Origin of the sequence: Sulfitobacter sp. UBA1132 (genome assembly GCF_002311545.1) — a bacterium.
Taxonomy (GTDB): Bacteria; Pseudomonadota; Alphaproteobacteria; order Rhodobacterales; family Rhodobacteraceae; genus Sulfitobacter; species Sulfitobacter pontiacus.
Map to the genome: position 1 here is coordinate 118,232 of NZ_DCAN01000020.1, position 19,381 is coordinate 137,612.

Sequence of the window (19,381 nt, forward strand, 5' to 3'; positions counted from 1 at the left end):
GATGCAACTTCCGTCCTTTGCCGGCTTTGACCTTTCTGGAAAACGCGCGTTTGTGACCGGTGCCACCTCTGGCATCGGTCTGGGGGCCGCGACGGCCTTGGCCAGGGCGGGGGCGCATGTCGTCTGCGCCGCGCGCCGGGCCGGACCGTTGGGAGAGTTGCACGCGGCGATGAAGGCCGAGGGCCTGAGCTGCGAGACGCAAGAGCTCGACATCACCGATGTAAATGCGACCCGCGCGGCATTCTCCGGTCTTGGGGCGGTGGACATCGTGGTCAATTCCGCCGGCATGGCCCGCCACGGGCCTGCGCTCGACACCACGCCCGAGGATTTCGACGCCGTCATGAATGTTAACCTTCGGGCAGCCTATTTCCTTTCCACCGCCGCCGCCGACCAAATGATCGCAGCGGGCCGTCCCGGCTCCATCATCCATGTAAGCAGTCAGATGGGCCATGTCGGGGGCATCGATCGGGGGGTCTACTGCGCATCGAAGCACGCTTTGGAAGGGATGGTAAAAGCGATGGCAATCGAATGGGGCCCAAAGGCGGTGCGCATCAACACGCTATGCCCGACCTTCGTCCGCACGCCTTTGGGAGAGCAAACCTTATCCGATCCCACGCGTCTGGCTTGGATTGAAGAAAAGATCAAACTGGGCCGCGTCGGCGAGATCGAGGATATCATGGGCCCGATCGTCTACCTCGCGAGCGATGCGTCTGCCATGGTGACGGGCACAGCCTTGATGGTCGATGGCGGTTGGACCGCCGAGTGAGCGGCGAAGCGGTCAACGAACACGGGAGACGCAGGATGGCGGCAAAACCCTATCCGCGCCCCGCGATGAACCCGAGCGTGACAGCCGCGAGCAAGCCGTTGCCTGACAGATAGCCGCTGTCGCCCTTGCCCGATACCCCGCAAGCGGCGCCGCCAGCGGCGTATAGATTGTCGAATGTGCCACCCTCTGTCCTGTGCACCTTGGCCGTCGTCGGGTCAACCTCAAGCCCGCCCTGCGTGTGAAACAGCGCGCCGGTTACCTTCACCGCGCAGAAGGGGGCGGAAAGGGGCGTAACACCCCATGTGCGGCCAAAGGCATCACGCCCGCCCGCCGGAATATCAGTGATCGTTTTCGCCAAAACATCTGCGGGCAATCCGGCCTTTTCAGCCAGTGTTTCGACCGTATCCCCTGTGATCACCGCCCCTTGGGCCTCGGCGTTCTTGAAATCCTCGAACTGGCGGGCAATCTCGGCGATGCGGGCGTCGAATATGGTCCACGCCACGCCGCCAGCCTGCGCCAGCACGGCCCGCGCCGCTTCGGAGTAGCCTTGCGCCTCGTTCCAGAACCGCTTGCCGGTCGTATTCACCTGAACGCCGCCTTCGGTGATTGTGGCCCATGTGATCAGGATACCGTGAGGGTGGGCGACATTGCCGTGCCCCTGATAGGCGCCCAGATGACGGCGGCGCGCGCCAAGCGCCTCGCCCCAGCTGATCGCCTCTCCTCGGTTGCCGTCATGCCCGAACCAGACCGCGTCCGCGATATCCGGCATGTGGTGGGCGACCATGGCGCGGTTGCCGCCGAACCCATTACACGCAAGGATCAGCCGGTCGCAGCCGATATCCTCGCCGCTTTGGTCAGGTAACGTCACCCGCGCCCCCGCGAGTGTTGCCCCTGCCGCATAAAGCCGGGTGGCGCGGCGGTTGCAGATCAGCGGGATATCAAGCGCCTCGATCCGCGCGCGCAGGGCGTCGATCAATTCGCGCCCCGACCGTGAGGGCAGCCCGTGCATCCGCCGTTGGCTGTGACCGGGGTAATCAAAGTCACGCACGAGGGAGAACGGCAGCCCATGTGTTTCGACAAGCCAGTCAATGACGTGAGGGGCGGTGCGGGCCATCGCGGCAACCAGTGCGTCATCGTTTTCGTGGTGCGCCTTGGCCTGAATGTCGGTGGCAAAACCGTCGGGGCTGTCACTGATCCCCGCGTCCTGTTGCAGGCGCGTCCCTGCCGCGGGGATCAACCCGGCGCTCAGCGCGGTAGAGCCTGTGGGGATCGCGTCGGCCTCTAGCAGCAGCACATCCTGACCCGCCTCATGCGCCGCCAGCGCCGCGATCATGCCGCAGGCCCCCGCGCCGATGATCAGGGTTTCGACCTTTAGATCGAAAGCCGACGGCGGGGCGGCGACATCAGGATTTGCCATCGAACCGCTTTCCAAGGGCCAGCATCTCGGGGGTGCCAATCGCTGCATTCAACCCGTCGAAATCATGCATCCGGTCGGAAAACGCTTTGTTAGAGCCGGTTGCCTTCAGGCTCGCGTAATAGTCCTGCGCCGATTTCGCCAAAGCGCGCACGATGCCGCCGGGGAAAATCACGATATCGAAGCCCATATCCTCGAGCGTGGTCGCCGAAGAGATCGGGGTCGCCCCGCCTTCCACCATATTGGCCAACAGCGGAACGCGCCCCTTGAAGGTATCGGCGATGCGCGAAAGCTCTCCGCTGTCGCGGGGGGCCTCGATGAACAATACATCGGCACCGGCGTCGATATAGCTGCCCGCGCGATCAATCGCCGCGTCAAAGCCTTCTACCGCGATGGCGTCGGTGCGGGCGATGATCAGCGTATCGTGGCGGCGCGCATCGGCCATCGCGGCGATCTTGCCGGCCATTTCCTCTTTCGGGATCAGTGACTTGTCAGACAGATGGCCGCATTTTTTGGGGTAGGTCTGATCCTCTACCTGCAAAGCAGAGGCCCCCGCGCGTTCATAGCTTTGCATCGTGCGCCGCGCGTTCAGTGCATTGCCGAAACCGGTGTCGGCATCCATGATCACCGGCAGGTCCGTGCGATCGGCAATCAACGCCATCGTATCGGTCATCTCGGACGCGGTGCTGAGCCCGATATCGGGGCGGCCCAAACGGGTATAGGCAACCGCTGCACCGGAAAGATACAGCGCCTCGAACCCCGCGTCGGTGGCAAGGGCGGCGGTCAGCCCGTCATAGACACCGGGGGCGATCAGAATATCGGGGGTGGTCAGGCGTTGGCGCAGGGTCATTGGGCACCTCCGAAAGCGGCGGTGGCCTCGGCGCAGGTCATCACCTGCGTCACCGACCCCAGCGAGGTCAGTGTCGCCTCGTGCACGTCCTGTTTGAACGCGGCGCAACCGTCCGACAGCAGCACCGTATGAATGTCGCGCAGATGCGCATCCCGCACGGTGCTGGCGACACCGCCGTTGGTGACGATGCCGCCGACGATCAGCGTGTCGATCTTCATCGCGCGCAGCACATATTCAAGCCGTGTCTGGTAAAAGGCGGAGTAGGCGACTTTTTCGATCGTGAAATCCGCCGGGGCGAGCGTATCTACCAGCGCGTGGCCGAAGCCGCCCGGGGTAAAGTCGCCCTTGGTCAGGAAGGGGCGAAGCTTCTTGAGATGCGCGGCGATCAGCGGTTCGTCATCGCGTCCCGGTACCAGCGTGAACTGCGCCGAGATATAGGTGCCGCCCGCCTTGGTCAGCGCGGACTTGAGCGGCGCGATCCGGTCGGGCAGGGCGAGGATGCTCTCGGCCCCCTGACCCGCACGGCCATAGGCGCCTTCGGGATGCAGGAAATCATTTTGCAGGTCGATGGTCAGCAAAGCGGTCGTGGCAGGGGTCATGCGGTGGCCCTTTCGATCAGAGTGTTGCCGTAGGCGTCGACTTTGCCGACCAGTCCGGGTTCGATCAACACGGTTGTGTCAGGTTGTTCAAGGATTGCGGGGCCGGGGACTTCGGCACCGACCGGCAAGGCAAGACGGTGATAGAGCTTCGTTTCGTGCCACTGTCCGTCAAAGTGGACCTGACGCGTTCCTTTCAGTGCGTCTTCAACGCTGCCACCGACAGGGGCGAGCGTGGACAGATCAAAGCGCGGGCGCCGTCCGGTGATGGCAGAGCGCAAGTTGATCACCCGTCGCGTGCCATTCTCAAGCAGCCGCCCATAGGTGGCGCGGTAGGCGCTGTCGAATGCAGCCGAGATATCGTCCTCTGTCGGGGGTGTCACTGTGCCATCGGTCACTGTCACCGGCAGCGTCACCGATACCGTATGCGTCTGGCCGAGATAGGCCATATCAAGCGTGAACTCCGTATCGCGCCGTTCAAAATGGGTGCGCGCGGCTTCAAGCGTGGCAAGCCCGTCATCGACGTGGGTTTGCATGAAACCGGTCAGCGCCCCAAGGTCGATGCCAGACAGGGTGGCGTTGATGGTTTGCACGAAATCCTGCCGCATATCCGCGATGACGCAGCCCATGGCAGATGTTACCCCCGGGTAACGCGGCACGATGGACCGCGCCAGCCCGACCTCTGCCATCATGGCACCGGAATGCAAGGCACCACCTCCACCAAAGGGCATGAACGCAAAGCGCTTAGGGTCAAACCCGCGTTCGATAGAGACAAGTCGCAGCGCGCCGGCCATGCGGCTGTTGGCCACGCGCAAGATCGCCTCGGCGGCTTGCAGCGCGTCCAGCCCAAGGGGGGTGCCCACATGTTCAAGGATCGCGGCCTTTGCCGCCTCCACGTCCAGCCGGTCCAGCTTGCCACCGATGGGGTTGTCGGGATCAATACGGCCCAGAACGACATTGGCGTCGGTCACAGTGGGGCGCGTGTTCCCCTGACCATAGGCGACAGGGCCGGGGGTGGACCCGGCGCTTTCCGGCCCGATGTTCAGCAAACCGCCCTTATCGACCCAAGCGATAGAGCCACCGCCCGCGCCGATTGTCGTAATCTCGATCATGGGGGACCGGACCACCATCCCGAAGTCGATCGACGTCTGCTGCGACAGCATCGATTGGCCCTTGGCGATCAGGCTCACATCGAAAGAGGTGCCGCCCATGTCGCCGGTGATGATATCGGGAAAACCGGCGGCTTCGGCGATGTACCCCGCGGCGATGACCCCCGCTGCCGGACCGGACAGCGCCGTGCGCACGGGCAGACGCGCCGCGGTCGCCGCATCCATCACCCCGCCATTGGACTGCACGATCATGAACTCGCCTGCAAACCCGTCCTGTTTCAGCGCGGTTTCAAGCCGCGCGAGGTAGCCAGAGACTTCGGGTTGCAGATAGGCGTTCAACGCGGTGGTAGAGAACCGTTCGAACTCGCGGATTTCGGGCAGGATTTCGCTTGAGGCCGAGACATGGGCATTCGGCCACATGGCGCGCACGGCTTCGACCGCCAGTCTTTCGTTTTCGGCATTGGCATAGCTGTTGGCAAAGAGGATCGCACAGGCAAGACAGCCCTGATCCAGCAGCTCTTGCGCGGCGGCTTGCACCGCCTCGAGGTCCACCGCCTGACGGATCGTGCCATCGGCAAGCGTGCGTTCCGGTACTTCAAGGCGCAAGGCGCGATCGACAACGGGCGTGAAGTCGCCTCGCAGCCCCCAGGTGCGCGGGCGGTCACGGCGGCGCATTTCCAGCACGTCGCGCAGGCCCATCGTGGTGATCACGCCGATCTTGGCCCCTTTGCGTTCCAGCAGCGCGTTGGTACCGGCAGTGGTGCCATGTACAACGACAGAGACAGTCGACAGATCATCGACCCGCGATCCGATGCCAGACAAAAAGCCCGCCGATTGGTCGGGCCGCGAGGTGGGAACCTTGGCGACCTGCGCGCTGCCTGTCGCCTCGTCCAGAACGAAAATATCGGTGAAGGTGCCGCCGACATCGACGCCGATCATGCGGTTTGCGCTGGTCATTGGATCACCTCTTTCCAGTCTGGGCCATAGGTCTGTGTCGCGTAGTCGGGTGTCAGCAGGCCGCCCGCCACGTCGCGGGCCACATCGGCCGCCGCACGGTTTTCGGGCGCGCCATAGCCGCCACCGCCGGGGGTATCCAGCCGTACGGACTGGCCGCGTTGCAGCTTGATGCCCACCATTTTCGAGGCCATCGGCGGGGCGTGCCAGCCATCGTCTTGTTCGTACTCAAACCGGTTCAGCGCCGCGTCGCCCCCGCCTGCGACCCCTTTCGGCGCAAAGCGCCCGCGTTCGCCGAACAGAAAGGCGGTGGCGGATTCCTCAAGCACTTCGATCTCGTAGCTGGCCCCCATGCCGCCGCGATGCTGACCCGCACCGGCGCTGTCGGGGCGTAGGGCCCATTGTTTGAACATCACCGGATAGGCGGATTCGAGGATTTCCATCGGGGGGATGGTCGCGGTGGAGATCGGCGCATTGCCGTGGTTCAGCCCGTCCCCTTCGGGAGAGCCCCCATGCCCGCCGCCGTAAAAGCTGAACATCACCCAAGGTTGACCATTCGCGCGTTTGCCCGAAATCGACAGCGCGTTGATCGTGCCATAAGCGTTGGCAACCACGCGGTCCGGTGCCGCCTGCGACGCGGCGGAAAAGATCACATCGACCATCCGCAGGATCGTTTCGGTATAGCCGCCGACCGGCGCCGGGAAGGGGGCGGACAGCAGCGACCCTTCGGGGATCTTCACCTCGATCGGGCGCATCACACCGGCGTTGGCGGGCAGGCTGGGAAAGATATGTTTGATCGCGACATAGGCCGTGGCCACCGCCGTGGGGAGCGCGATATTGACCGGCCCTGCACAGCGGTCTGCCGTGCCGGTGAAATCCAGCAGCATCTGATCGCCCTTGATCTCGAGCGCGACCTTGATCGGCAGCGGCGTATCGGTGATGCCGTCGTTATCCAGAAAATCCTCTGCCTCCCAGCGTCCATCTGGCAGGTCTGTCAGTTCTGTCCGCATCAGGGTTTCGGCGCGGTCCTGTAGCGCATCCAATGCCGCGCGCACAGTGTCGGCACCGTATTCCGCCAGCAGCTCGTCCAGACGTTTCTTGCCCAGATCAAGCGCGCCGAGCTGGCCGTTCAGATCGCCTTGGGCCGATTGCGGCAGGCGGGTGTTGCGCATCAGGATGTCGATAATGTCGGTCTGGACCTTGCCCGCTTTGGCAAGACGCACAGGGGGCAGGACGAAGGCTTCTTGGAAGGCGTCGGTTGCGGCGGGGTTGTAGTTGCCCGGCACCGCGCCGCCCACATCATGCCAATGCCCGACCGAGGCGAGATAGCAAAACAGTTTGCCGTCGTGAAAATAGGGGCGCACCAACCGCATGTCGGACAGGTGCGTGCCGCCCAGATGGGCATCGTTGAAGATATAGATGTCGCCGTCTTCCAGATCGCCATTCTCGGCCGCTTTGTCGATCACCGCCTTCACGGCAAATGACATCACCCCGACAAAGATCGGCAGCCCGGACTTGCCCTGCACCAGCGTGTCGCCCGACACCGCATGATACAGCCCGTGCGACGCGTCATGTGCTTCGGCGATGATCGGGTTAAAGGCGGCGCGGAACAGGGTTGCGTCCATTTCGTCGGCAATCTGTTCCATCCGTCCGGCCAGAACGGCCAGTGTAATCGGGTCGATGTCTTGGGTCATGGTTGGGCCTTTGTTTCTGCGATGTCATTCCAGACGTCTTGGCGGGTGATGAAGCCGTCGGTGACTTCGAAGCGGTCGATAAAGCGAATATCGGAAAATGCGGTCCCGTCGGGCCATTCGCCTGACAGCGTGCCGCGGCAATAGACGACCGTGGCCGGCCCGTCGCCGGGTGCAAGGTCAATCGAGCGAATGGTTTTCTTGACGAAGCGATAGCGCGGCGCGGCCCACTTCAGCAGATCATCAAGCTCTGTCATAGGCGCGGCACCAGGGAAGTGCATGGTGAACCCGTCGCCTAAAAGCGTGCGGGCGGTAACGATGTCGCGCTGCTCCATCGCGCGCAGGTATCGCGCCACCATTGACGGGGCATCCGGCAGGGCGGGGGCGGGCGACCGGTGCTGGCCGCCGCGCATATAATCGGTGGCGGGCATCTCCTTGATCATCACTGTCACCGCATCCGGTGTCGCGGGAATCACCGTGCGCGCGGCATTGGTCAGCGCCTTGCACAGCCTTGTTTTCTGGGCTGCGTCATACCCTTCCAGCACATGAATCTCGATGATCGGCATGAAGCCTCCTGCGTCAGATCTGTATTTTTTGTAATACAGATAATTAAATGTGCATAGGTCAAATAATTTGATTTTTGTCAGATAGATTTCTTGCTTTTGAAAAAACTCTTTGTAGGGTTGGAAGGGATTGGAAGGATTCAAATGACACTTCAAAGCACATCTTCGAAGGGCAGGGGGCTTCCCGAAGGGGGGAAGGCGCGGCGCGTTTACCTGCATCTGCACGAAGAGATCATGCGCGGCGTCTACGCCGCCGGTGCGGTTTTGCCCGGCGAGCAAAAGCTGGCGGTGACGCTGGATGTGTCGCGGGTGACCGTGCGCCGTGCGCTGGACGCGCTGGAAGGGGACGGGCTGATCTCGCGCCGTGCCGGGTCTGGGACGACTGTCTGCGCACCCAAGGTGCAGCCGGCACTTGCCGCGGATTTCAATACATTGATGCCGCAGTTGGTCGAGATGGGGCAGAACACCACCGCGCGGCTTTTGTCCTTTAGCTATGGTGCCGCGCCGGGCAGTGTGGCCACCGCGATGGGGCTGGATGCGCAAGCGCGTGTGCAAGTTGCGGTGCGTCTGAGGTTGGTGGAAGGGGAGCCGTTTTCCCACCTGACCACCTGGGTGCCCGAAGATATCGCACATAACTATACAGAGGCAGAGCTGGCGACGACGCCACTTTTCCGCTTGCTAGAGAGGTCTGGCGTCAAGGTTGCATCAGCCCATCAAACGGTAAGCGCGACCCTCGCGTCGCCCGATGTGGCGGATGCCCTCGGGGTCAGTGTCGGCGCGCCGCTGCTGTCGCTGGACCGTGTGGTGAAGGATGAGGATGGACGCGGGGTTGAATACCTGTCTGCGCTCTACCGCCCCGATATGTTCCGCCTTGAAATGGCGCTTAGCCGTGTCGGCGCAGGCGAGGCGCGCCATTGGGAGCCGGTGGTGAAACCAGGCCGGAAGGGGGCCGCAGAATGACCGCGCCGCAGACCCTCTTTGGCAAGCTTTGGGCCGCACATGAGGTGATGCGACGCGATGACGGCACGTCACTGCTATGGGTCGACCGACATCTGGTGCACGAAGGATCGCACCACGCATTTGTGAAACTGGAGAGCCGCGGCATGAAGGTCGCCGCCCCTGATCTGACCTTCGGTGTCGTCGATCACTATGCCCCCACCCGCGCCGGCGAGATGGCGGCGGATATCCGGCGGATGATCGACACATTGGGGCGCAACGCCAAGGCGCAGGGCATCCGGCTATTCGATCTGCGCGATCCGGGGCAGGGCATTGTGCATGTGATCGGCCCCGAACAAGGGCTGACCTTGCCCGGGCTGCTGATCAATTGCGGCGACAGCCATACCTCAACTCATGGGGCCTTTGGTGCGCTGGCCTTTGGCGTCGGTGCGACAGAGGTGGCGCATATTCTGGCGACGCAGACAATCTGGCAACAACGGCCCAAAACGATGCGGATCACCGTGGACGGCGCGTTGGGGGCCGGTGTCACGGCCAAAGATCTGGCGCTGCACTGGATCGCAGAGCTGGGGGCCGATGGGGCACGCGGCCACGCGATTGAATATGCCGGCCCCGCTGTCCGCGCGTTAAGCATGGAGGGGCGCCTGACGCTGTGCAATCTCAGCATCGAAGGGGGAGCGCGGTTGGGGCTGGTGGCCCCGGATCAGGTGACATTCGATTATATCAAAGGGCGCAACTTTGCCCCGAAAGGCGCGGATTGGGACACGGCCCTGCGGGACTGGTCCCAGCTTGCGACCGACACAGACGCCCGTTTCGACCGCGAGGTTGCACTCAACGCCAGCGATATCGCGCCAACCGTGACCTGGGGCACCTCCCCCGAAGAGGCGCTGCCCATCACCGGACATGTCCCTGATCCGGCGCGGCTGTCGGGCAGCAAACAGGCGCAGGCGCGCGCGGCGCTGGAGTATATGGCGCTGGAACCGGGAATGGCGCTGGACCGGATTACAGTGGATCAGGTGTTTATCGGATCGTGCACTAATGGCCGGATCGAAGACCTGCGCCTTGCCGCCAAAGTATTGGCGGGGCGCAAGGCCGTTGTGCCGGGGTTGGTGTCGCCCGGATCGGCGCAGGTCAAGAAGCAGGCCGAAGCCGAAGGGCTGGCCGACGTGTTTGCCCAAGCGGGGCTTGAATGGGCCGCATCGGGCTGTTCGATGTGTGTCGGCATGAATGGCGATCGGGTCGAGGCGGGGAAACGCTGCGCGTCCTCGACCAATCGTAACTTCAAAGGCCGTCAGGGACGCGGGGCGCGGACCCATCTAATGAGCCCCGCGATGGTCGCCGCCGCCGCAGTTACCGGACATCTCGCCGATGTGCGCCCGCTTCTGGAGGGACGCACATGACCGGCTGGACACAGATCAATGGCACCGCCGTCGCGCTGCCGCAGGAAAACGTCGACACCGATCAGCTTATACCGGCGCGCTTTATGTCGGCGCCGCGGGCTGACGGCTATGGCAAGTTCCTGTTGCATGACTTGCGTCAGGATGCGGTGGATCATGTGCTTGATCGCCATGCGGGGGCAGATGTGTTGATCACGCGGCGCAACTTCGGCAGCGGCTCAAGCCGCGAGGCGGCGGTCTATGCGCTGGTTGATTTCGGGATCAGGGCCGTCTTTGCGCCAAGCTTTGGCGACATCTTTCAAAGCAATGCCGTCAACAATGGCCTGCTGCCCGCCCGTCTGAGCGATGCAGAAATTGACGCCCTACTGGACGCGATCGGCACCGATGCTGTCAGCGCGACAGTGGGTTTGGAAAAATGTGCAGCGGTGATCGCGGGGCATACCCTGACGTTCGAACTGGATCCCGTCTGGCAAGAGAAACTGGTGAACGGTTGGGATGATATCGACCTGACCGCCCAGCATAACGACCGCATCAAAGATTTTCGCACGGCACGGTTTGCCGCGCACCCGTGGGCAGTGCCCGCATCCTAAGACGTGCTGATCCCCGCAAGAGGGACAGGACGGCAACATAACGGGGTCCAACAGCCCCACCAACCGGGAGTATATACGATGAAACAGACAATCCTTGGCGGTATCCTCGCCTCGACGGCGCTGACCACGGCGGCTTTTGCACAAGAGACGCTGACCGCAGTACACGCCTTTCCTGAATCCCTGATCTATACCAAGTCGTTCCTTGAATTCGTCGACAAGGTGAACACCGCCGGTGAAGGCGTTGTGCAGATCGAAGTGCGTGGTGGCCCCGAAGCCATCGGCATGTTCCAGCAGCCCGACGCCGTCCGGTCGGGTGTGGTCGATATGGTCTATACGCCGGGCAGCTTTTACGCAGGGGCTTTGCCAGAAAAAGACGCGCTGGTCACATCCAACCTGACCGCGGTCGAAACCCGCGCCAATGGCGGGTTGGAACTGATCGACCAGATCCACCAAGAGAAGATGGGCGTCAAGTACCTCGGGTGGTTCGATTCCGGTGTATGCTACAACCTGTGGACCCGTAATGAGCCCAGCCTTGACGCAGAGGGGAACCTGGATGTGTCGGGGCTCAAGCTGCGCGGCAACGCGGTTTATAACGCCTTCTTCACCGACTATCTGGGCGCGCAGGTGATCGATCTGCCCACAACCGAGGTTTATTCTGCGCTGGAACGTGGCGTGGTCGATGCAACAGGCTGGACACAGATCGGCCTGATTGACCTGAAATGGAACGAGTTCCTGAACTACCGGATCGAACCCTGCTTCTTCTCGACCGATCTTGGCACGATTGTGAACCTCGACAAGTGGAACTCCCTCTCGGACGAGGCGCGCAAAATCCTGCAAGACGTGGCGATCGAGCACGAGAAAGCCTCGGCCGAGAAGCTGGGCGCGGTGCGTGATGAGGACTTTGCCAAGCTTGAAGAGGCAGGCATGACCGTTGTGACGCTGGAAGGGGAAGCGGCGCAAAAATATCTGGGAGCGGCGACAGAGAATACGTGGAACCGGATGAAGGGCCTGATGGCCGAAAGCCCCCAAGGCGACGGGTACTACGACAAACTGATCGAGCTGTTCTACGACGCGCAGAAAAATCAGTAAGCCACATCAGGCGCGCTCTTGATGGGGCGCGCCTGCTTTCGTTCAAAAGGGGCAGCCATGGCGCGTGTCGGACAAATTTACAGAGGCTTCCTTTACGCGATGGCGGGGATTGCCGGTGCCATGCTGGTGTGGCTGATGATTTCGGTCATTCTGTCAGTGGTGATGCGCAACAGCGGGATGCAGCCCTTTGCGTGGCTCTTTACCTCTTCTGAATACGCGATCCTGTATATGACCATGCTCGGCGCACCTTGGCTGGTGCGCGAGAAGGGGCATGTGCATATCGAACTGGTGACCGCGGCGCTGCCCGAAGCGGCACGGCGCTTTGTCAGCCGGTTGGTCGCGGTGCTTTGTGTTGTCGTGTCCTTGATACTGGCGTGGAAAGGGGCAGAGCTGTGCCTGAACAACATCGCGCGCAATGATCTGGACGTGCGTGCGTATTACTTTCCGAAATGGATACTGACGCTGGCCTTTCCGGTCAGCTTTGGCCTGATGGCGATTGAATTTTCCCGATTTGTTTTTGGCGATGACCTGATGCACTCCGGCGAAGCAGGGGTACATGAATAATGGAATGGTTTGAATCGCTGGCCCTTTTGCTGGGCTCTATTCTTGTGCTGATGGCCATCGGGATGCCGGTCGCCTTGGCTTTTCTCGCAGCCAATATCGTCGGCGCTTGGTTCTTTATGGGCGGGGCCAAAGGGGTCACGCTGCTGCTGAACAATGGGTTCGGCGGGCTGACCAACTATGCGCTGGTGCCGATCCCGTTGTTCTTACTGATGGGCGAAATCTTTTTCTACACCGGTTTAGGCAAGCGCATGTTCAATGCCATCGACCGTTTGCTGGGCAAGCTGCCGGGGCGGCTGTCCTATGTCACGGTTCTGGGCGGCACCGCGTTTTCAACGCTGTCTGGGTCGTCCATGGGTTCCACCGCGTTGCTGGGCAGCCTGATGGTGCCCGAGATGACGGAACGCGGGTATAAAAAGCATATGTCCATCGGTCCGATCCTTGGCACGGGGGGTCTGGCGATTATCATCCCGCCCTCGGCGCTGGCCGTGTTGTTGGCAACCTTAGCGCGGATCGATGTGGGCGCATTGTTGATCGCGGGGATCATTCCGGGGCTCATCCTTGCCAGCCTTTATATCGCGACAATCTACATTCAGACCCGGATCGATCCTGACGCCGCCCCCGCTTACGAGGTTGAAGACCTGCGCTTTGGCCAGAAGATGCGCCTGTTCTTCGGCGATGTGGTGCCCATGTTGTCAGTCATGGTCGTGATCGTGATTGGCATGGTGGGTGGGCTGATCACCCCGTCCGAGGCCGCGGCATTCGGGGCACTTGGCGTGTTGATCTTGGCCGTGGCCTTCCGTTGCCTCACATGGGAAGCGATGAAGAAATCGGTGATCGGCGCGATGCGGGTGACGCTGATGGCCTATCTCATCGTTTTTGGGTCGGCCACCTTCAGCCAGTTGCTGGCGTTTTCCGGTGCTTCCAGCGGGTTGATCCGGTGGGCGACGTCGTTTGATCTGGCCCCTGTGGCGATGCTGCTGGTGATGTTCGGGGTACTGCTGCTGCTGGGTATGTTCATGGAGCAGATCTCAATGATGTTGCTGACCGTACCGATCTTTTTCCCGCTCGCCACAACGCTGGGATTTGATCCGGTGTGGTTCGGTCTGGTGATCCTGCTGGCGCTCGAGATCAGCTTTACCACACCGCCCTTCGGGTTATTGCTTTTCGTGATGAAGGGCGTCGCCCCCAAAGGCACAACCATGCGCGAGATCTACGGATCTGCCTTCCCCTATATGGGGTGCTCGGTGCTGCTGGTGTTCTTGTTGATCCTGTTCCCGCAACTGGCGCTGTGGCTGCCTGGGATGTAGTCGGAGCGCCAGTTGCAAACTCGCGCATATCATCCGCCGCTACTGGACCAAGCCGGCCAGCATTCGGCGGTATTCGGTGCGGTTTGACAGGGAGACGCTACCCACCGGCAGGCCAAGCAATCGGTCGCAGATTTCACCTTCAGATCGAAGACGCCTGTCAAGTGCGTCAACTGCCGCGTCAAGATCGTTCGCGCTCGCCAGGTCAAACACCTCGATGAGAACCTCCCGACGGCCCTGCGAAAGGCTTAGCATCAGCTCGGCGGTCAGCCCTGCGTCAACGGGGTTGAATGTTCCCTCAGCAATACCGGATTCAATGATGGCTTTAAGGACCGGCATCACGACCGCCGCCTCGGCGTCACAGATCCGGCGGTAGGGGATCTCGTTACCGGGTCGTGAGAAGATTTGCACCAAACCGCGCAGTTCGTTGACGTTGTCGGCCGTCCATTGCGCCGCACCATCCAGCAAACCGTTCAACTGGACCAATGCATCGCCGTTGTTCTGGCTCATCGCGGCTTCAGTGGTCTGCATAGCTTGTTCAGTCATGCGCGCGATAAGCCCGCTCAACAGGTCTTCTTTTGCGGCAAAGTGGTGGTAGAAACCGCCGCGTGAAATGCCTGCCGCTTCCTGCACATCCGCGATTGTCACGGCATCCCAGCCCCGCTCCATAAACAGCGCTTGGGCTGCATCAAGGATAAGATCTCGCCTTACCGCTGGCGCCATACGCACACGGCTGTCTCTTTTTGTATCGGTCTTTGCCAATGCGACGTCTCCATAGCCATACAGATCGTTGGTCGGTAAACACCTGGGCCCGTGTCATTCATCGTTCAAGACCCATGAGCAACTAAATGCTGAATGAGGTCGTACGTGGTCAGCAAAGCGCATTTGGTCCATCGCGATTGCGCTTCGTTTCAGCGGTAGGATCACTGGATGCCTCGACGTCACATTGACGTTTCATGCGCACCGTCTATTTCCTGCTTACAGACTGCTGGTCTGTTTCTAAAAAGCGTCATATGATGCGACCTCTTTGAACGGCGGCCTACATGGTATGCATGTCTGAAAAGGAACCCTGTGTGTGAGAGTGAAGGCCAACTGGAAATGAGCGACAGCGAAAACAAAGAGCAATTGTCTTTCGAGGACGATAAAGGCGCGTCGCGGTCGGCGTGGATTGCCGCGGCTTTGGTTGTCGCCATCGTCGGCTGGATGGGCAGCGGGTATATCCTGCCCTCGGGTGACGAAGACGCAGAGCAAGCTGAAACTGCCCCCGCCAAGCCGGTTGCCGTGGCGGTTGAAAAGTCGACGCCTCAACAGGTCACGATATCCTTTCAGGCGGAAGGACAGGCGCAACCCGACCGCGATACGTCGATCCGCGCCGAGGCGTCAGGCGACGTCGTCGATGTCTTGGTGATGGAGGGGGAAGAGGTCGAGGGCGGCGCGGTGATTGCTCGGCTTTCTGCGACGGGAGCTCAGGCGGATCTTGCGCGGGCCCGCGAAGAATTCGCCCGTGCGGACCGAGAGTTCAAGAACGCAACCGAGCTATTGAACAGAGGGGTGGCGACTGCCGATCGGGTCAGCCAAGCACGCGCCACGCTTGCCGCCGCCGAAGCATCCGTGACCGCAGCGCAAGAGGCGATAGAGGCACTTGTTATCACGGCCCCGTTTACCGGACGTGTCGAAGAGCTGTCACTTGATGCGGGTGAGTTTATTCAGGCGGGCGCCGAAGTCGGGCGCATCGTTGATAATCGGCCGCTGACAGTTGCGTTGCAGGTGCCACAACAGGCGCTTGGTCAGATCAAAAGCGGCCAGACGGCGACGGTGAATTTCATCACCGGAGAAGAGCGTGAAGGCACGGTGAGCTTTGTCAGCACGGCTGCAAATGCCGAAACCCGCACGTTCCTCACCAAGATCACCGTGCCGAATGAAGACGGTGCCATTCCCGCTGGTATTTCCGCCGAAATTCGGATCCCGACCGGTTCGACAAGCGCGCATTTCGTGCAGCCCTCGACGATATCGCTGAGCCCAGAGGGGCGCTTGGGTGTCAAAACCGTTGATGAGAATGATATGGTTGTGTTCACCCCCATTCGCATCGTGCGGGCAGAGATCGATGGCCTGTATGTCAGCGGCCTGTCGGACGCGGTGCGGATCATCACTGTCGGTCAGGGGTTCGTGAACGAGGGCGAAGAGGTGGCACCGTCATTGCAGACCAAGGCGGATGACGGTGAGGAAAACAGCACCCCTCAAGATGGGCAGCCCGCGCTTCCCATTCCCGATAGTGACGCGGCAAGCGACGAAGGGCAGCGGGAATGAATACGATTATTGACGCCGCATTCTCGCGTGGCCGGGTCGTTCTGATGGTGCTTCTGATGCTCTTGGGCGTAGGCGCGGTCGCCTATGTCGCCATCCCCAAAGAAGCCAACCCCGAGGTGCCTTTACCGCTTGTTTACGTCTCCACGGGCCTTGAAGGGATCAGCCCGTCCGACGCCGAACGCCTGCTGATCGAGCCGATGGAATCCGAATTCGCCGCGATTGCCGGGCTTGAGAAGATCCAAAGCAACGCATCCGAAGGCTATGCGAACGTCCAGCTTGAATTCACCCCCGGCGGAGACATCGACGAAGCGCTGCGCAAAGTCCGGGAAGCCGCAGACAAGGTCGAGGGAGATTTGCCCGAAGACGCCTATGACCTCACGGTGACAGAGATCAACACCGCGCTCTTCCCGATTATCACTGCGCTCATTTCGGGGCCGGTGCCAGAGCGAACGCTGAACGCCATTGCCGATGACGCGCAAGAAGCCATCGAAGGGCTGTCCGGCGTTCTGGAGGTCGAGATTGGCGGCGCGCGGGACGAATTCCTTGAAGTACTGATCGACCCGACCGTTTTCCAAACCTACAACCTGAGCTTTGATGAGCTGATCGGCCAGCTTCAACGGAACAACCGTTTGATTGCCGCGGGGGCCATCGAGACGGGGGGCGGGCGCATCGTGCTCAAGGTGCCGGGCCTGATCGAGGACCTGCAAGACGTCATGGAAATTCCGGTAAAGGTGCGCGGAAATACGGTGGTGACATTCGAAGATGTCGCAACCGTCCGCCGCACCTTCCAGGATCCGACGGGCTACGCACGCATTGACGGGCAACCGGCGCTTGCGCTTGAGGTGAAAAAGCGGTCCGGGGCGAATATCATCGAAACAGTCGCGGCGACGCGTGCTGCGCTGGAAGAGCTGCGCAAGGATTGGCCCGAAAGCATCGAGGTAACCTACCTGCAAGATCAGTCCGAGCAGGTAGAGACTTTGCTGAGCGACCTGGAGGCAAACGTCATTGCAGCGGTTTTGCTTGTGATGATCGTCATCGTGGCTGCCCTTGGCCTTCGGTCGGCTATCCTTGTCGGTCTTGCCATTCCGGGGGCGTTTCTGGTGGGGGTAACGGCCCTTTGGGCGATGGGGTTCACGATGAATATCGTGGTTCTCTTTTCGCTGATTTTGGTTGTCGGGATGCTGGTTGACGGCGCCATCGTAACGGTCGAGCTGGCGGACCGTCGTCTGCAAGAGGGGGATGATGCGCAAACAGCCTATGCCTATGCCGCAAAGCGCATGGCTTGGCCGATCATCGCCTCAACCGCCACGACATTAAGCGTGTTCTTTCCGCTGCTGTTCTGGACCGGCATGGTCGGCGAGTTCATGAAGTTCCTGCCCATTACCGTGATCCTGACCCTTTTCGCGTCGCTTTTCATGGCGCTCATCTTCATCCCGGTACTGGGTGGCCTCATCGGGAAACGCCATCCGCAAAATGCGGCGGCCAAACGTGCGCTCAGCGAAGCTGAAAAAGGTGACCCACGGCGCATTGGCGGGCTGACCGGAGCTTATGTGCGTCTGTTGGAATGGGCAATCCTCAGACCCGGCGCGACGGCGTTGCTCGCGCTTGCCATGCTGCTTGGCAGCTTTGGTCTATACGGGCAGTTCGGCACCGGCCTGTCGTTTTTCCCCTCGGTAGAGCCTGAGTTCATGCAGGTGCAGGTGCTTGCCCGTGACAACTTCTCTATCTACGAACGTGACGCGTTGGTGCGCAGGGTCGAGCAGCGATTGATGGGCTATGATGAAGTAGCCACCGTCTATGCCCGATCCACGATGAGCGCAGGGCAGGGCAGCGAAGAAACCATCGGTACGATACAGCTTGAGCTCACCGAATGGGACAGGCGGCGCGCGGCAGAAGCCATCGGCACCGATATCCGGCGTGATGTCGCAGACATTGCCGGCATTGACGTTCAGGTCCAGACCGAAAGCGGCGGTCCCACCGCTGGCAAGCCGATCAACCTTCAGATCGCGGCACGCAATCCGGCGGTGCAGGGTGATGCTGTCGCGCAGGTCTTGTCCATCATGGAGCAGATCGGCGGCTTCACGGATGTGACCGACACGCTGCCGCTGCCGGGAGTAGAGGTGTCCATCCGCGTGAACCGGGCGGAAGCCGCGCGATATGGCGCCGATGTCAGTCTTTTGGGGCAGGCCGTTCAGCTGCTGACCCAAGGGATCGCCGTCGCGGATTACCGGCCCGAGGACGCTGACGGAGAGCTGGATATCCGCGTACGTTTCCCGGCCGAAGAACGGTCTTTGTCAGAGCTTGGAAACCTGCGTGTTCCCACCTCTGCCGGATTGGTGCCGATCTCTAACTTTGTCACCTTCGAGCCGGTTGAACGGACGGGCACGATCACACGGGTCGATGAAAAGCGCGTCGTGACGATAGAGGCAAATGTCGCACCCGGTTTGTTGGTCAACGATCAGGTGACGGCTTTGCAACAAGCTCTGGACGCCGCGGATTTGCCCGACGGGGTCAGCTATAGCTTCGCCGGCGAGGCGCAGGACCAGACCGAAGCGATGGTGTTCCTCGTTGGTGCCTTCGTGTCCGCGATTGTCTTGATGCTGGTGATCCTCGTTCTTCAGTTCAACAGCTTCTACCAAGCCTTCGTGGTGATGAGCGCGATCATCTTCTCGGTCGCGGGTGTTTTGCTTGGCTTGATCGTCACGGGGCGCCCTTTTGGCGTTGTGATGGGGGGCATCGGGATTATCGCGTTGGCGGGCATCGTGGTGAACAACAACATTGTTCTGATTGATACCTACAATGACCTACGATCCTCTGGCATGCACCCGCGCGAGGCCGCCTTGCGCACAGGCGCACAACGTTTGCGGCCTGTTCTTCTGACATCGATTACCACGGCGCTTGGCCTGATGCCGATGGTGCTGGGGGCCAACCTGAATTTCTTCACGCGCGAAATCGTCTTTGGCGCGCCATCGACCCAATACTGGACCGAACTGTCGAGCGCGATTGTAGGGGGGCTGGTTGTCGCGACCCTTCTGACCCTCATCCTGACACCGGCCATGCTGATGTTTGGACAAAAGCGAAGCCTGCAAGGGGACGAAGCGACGCCAGCGGAACGGCCGAGGAGAGCATGGTTGTCGAGCTTATTCAGACGTAAACGTGCAGACCCTCAACGCTGACCGGGCATATGGTTGACGTCCTGCGATTGGAAACTCCGCGAGATGGCGGCGAAAAAT

Annotated in this window: 16 protein-coding genes; 9 read left to right on the plus strand and 7 right to left on the minus strand. The window is 61.2% G+C overall.

Features of this window, described 5'->3' with window-relative positions; translation table 11 throughout:
* Position 1 precedes the first annotated feature (1 nt).
* Positions 2-766 carry an SDR family NAD(P)-dependent oxidoreductase gene (locus B4F27_RS16585; protein ID WP_286760205.1) on the plus strand — a complete coding sequence of 255 codons (765 nt, stop codon included), beginning with the start codon at positions 2-4 and terminating at the stop codon, positions 764-766.
* A 49-nt stretch (positions 767-815) separates the two neighbouring features.
* Here B4F27_RS16585 and B4F27_RS16590 read toward each other — a convergent pair whose 3' ends face one another.
* The 6 genes from B4F27_RS16590 to B4F27_RS16615 are packed head-to-tail and all read right to left on the minus strand — an operon-like array spanning position 816 to position 7,946.
* On the minus strand, positions 816-2,183 hold the full coding sequence (locus tag B4F27_RS16590) for an FAD-dependent oxidoreductase (RefSeq protein WP_286760206.1): 1,368 nt from the start codon (positions 2,181-2,183) through the stop codon (positions 816-818).
* Positions 2,170-3,030, minus strand: a complete 861-nt coding sequence (locus B4F27_RS16595; protein WP_286760207.1) for an isocitrate lyase/PEP mutase family protein — start codon at positions 3,028-3,030, stop codon at positions 2,170-2,172. The genes B4F27_RS16590 and B4F27_RS16595 overlap by 14 nt, the downstream gene beginning before the upstream one ends.
* Entirely contained in the window at positions 3,027-3,629 is a 603-nt protein-coding gene (locus B4F27_RS16600; protein ID WP_286760208.1) for a cysteine hydrolase family protein, read from the minus strand. The genes B4F27_RS16595 and B4F27_RS16600 overlap by 4 nt, the downstream gene beginning before the upstream one ends.
* On the minus strand, positions 3,626-5,692 hold the full coding sequence (locus B4F27_RS16605; protein WP_005848600.1) for a hydantoinase/oxoprolinase family protein: 2,067 nt from the start codon (positions 5,690-5,692) through the stop codon (positions 3,626-3,628). Before B4F27_RS16605 ends, B4F27_RS16600 begins: the two co-directional genes overlap by 4 nt.
* The gene (locus B4F27_RS16610; protein WP_286760209.1) at positions 5,689-7,383 is read right to left on the minus strand and encodes a hydantoinase B/oxoprolinase family protein; all 1,695 of its coding nucleotides are present in this window, start codon (positions 7,381-7,383) and stop codon (positions 5,689-5,691) included. Before B4F27_RS16610 ends, B4F27_RS16605 begins: the two co-directional genes overlap by 4 nt.
* Positions 7,380-7,946, minus strand: coding sequence for a tautomerase family protein (locus B4F27_RS16615; RefSeq protein WP_286760210.1), 567 nt, complete (start codon positions 7,944-7,946; stop codon positions 7,380-7,382). The genes B4F27_RS16610 and B4F27_RS16615 overlap by 4 nt, the downstream gene beginning before the upstream one ends.
* A 141-nt stretch (positions 7,947-8,087) precedes the next feature.
* Here B4F27_RS16615 and B4F27_RS16620 point away from each other — a divergent pair, with 141 nt between their 5' ends.
* From B4F27_RS16620 to B4F27_RS16645, 6 genes are all read left to right on the plus strand, one after another.
* Positions 8,088-8,903 (plus strand): GntR family transcriptional regulator, encoded by an 816-nt coding sequence (locus B4F27_RS16620; protein ID WP_005848595.1) that lies wholly within the window; start codon positions 8,088-8,090, stop codon positions 8,901-8,903.
* Positions 8,900-10,297, plus strand: coding sequence for a 3-isopropylmalate dehydratase large subunit (gene leuC, locus B4F27_RS16625; protein WP_286760211.1), 1,398 nt, complete (start codon positions 8,900-8,902; stop codon positions 10,295-10,297). The genes B4F27_RS16620 and leuC overlap by 4 nt, the downstream gene beginning before the upstream one ends.
* Positions 10,294-10,884 carry a 3-isopropylmalate dehydratase small subunit gene (gene leuD, locus B4F27_RS16630; protein ID WP_286760212.1) on the plus strand — a complete coding sequence of 197 codons (591 nt, stop codon included), beginning with the start codon at positions 10,294-10,296 and terminating at the stop codon, positions 10,882-10,884. Before leuC ends, leuD begins: the two co-directional genes overlap by 4 nt.
* A gap of 78 nt (positions 10,885-10,962) precedes the next feature.
* The gene (dctP, locus tag B4F27_RS16635) at positions 10,963-11,973 is read left to right on the plus strand and encodes a TRAP transporter substrate-binding protein DctP (protein WP_286760213.1); all 1,011 of its coding nucleotides are present in this window, start codon (positions 10,963-10,965) and stop codon (positions 11,971-11,973) included.
* A 57-nt stretch (positions 11,974-12,030) separates the two neighbouring features.
* Positions 12,031-12,537, plus strand: a complete 507-nt coding sequence (locus tag B4F27_RS16640) for a TRAP transporter small permease (RefSeq protein ID WP_005848588.1) — start codon at positions 12,031-12,033, stop codon at positions 12,535-12,537.
* Positions 12,537-13,844: a TRAP transporter large permease gene (locus B4F27_RS16645; RefSeq protein WP_005848587.1), complete on the plus strand. Its 1,308-nt coding sequence runs from the start codon at positions 12,537-12,539 to the stop codon at positions 13,842-13,844. The genes B4F27_RS16640 and B4F27_RS16645 overlap by 1 nt, the downstream gene beginning before the upstream one ends.
* Positions 13,845-13,883: 39 nt before the next feature.
* Here B4F27_RS16645 and B4F27_RS16650 read toward each other — a convergent pair whose 3' ends face one another.
* Positions 13,884-14,603 carry a TetR/AcrR family transcriptional regulator gene (locus B4F27_RS16650; RefSeq protein ID WP_286760214.1) on the minus strand — a complete coding sequence of 240 codons (720 nt, stop codon included), beginning with the start codon at positions 14,601-14,603 and terminating at the stop codon, positions 13,884-13,886.
* A gap of 336 nt (positions 14,604-14,939) precedes the next feature.
* Here B4F27_RS16650 and B4F27_RS16655 point away from each other — a divergent pair, with 336 nt between their 5' ends.
* Both B4F27_RS16655 and B4F27_RS16660 read left to right on the plus strand, forming a co-directional pair.
* Complete coding sequence (locus B4F27_RS16655; protein ID WP_286760215.1) at positions 14,940-16,148, plus strand: efflux RND transporter periplasmic adaptor subunit; 1,209 nt, start codon at positions 14,940-14,942, stop codon at positions 16,146-16,148.
* Entirely contained in the window at positions 16,145-19,324 is a 3,180-nt protein-coding gene (locus B4F27_RS16660) for an efflux RND transporter permease subunit (RefSeq protein WP_286760216.1), read from the plus strand. Before B4F27_RS16655 ends, B4F27_RS16660 begins: the two co-directional genes overlap by 4 nt.
* Positions 19,325-19,381: the final 57 nt, after the last annotated feature.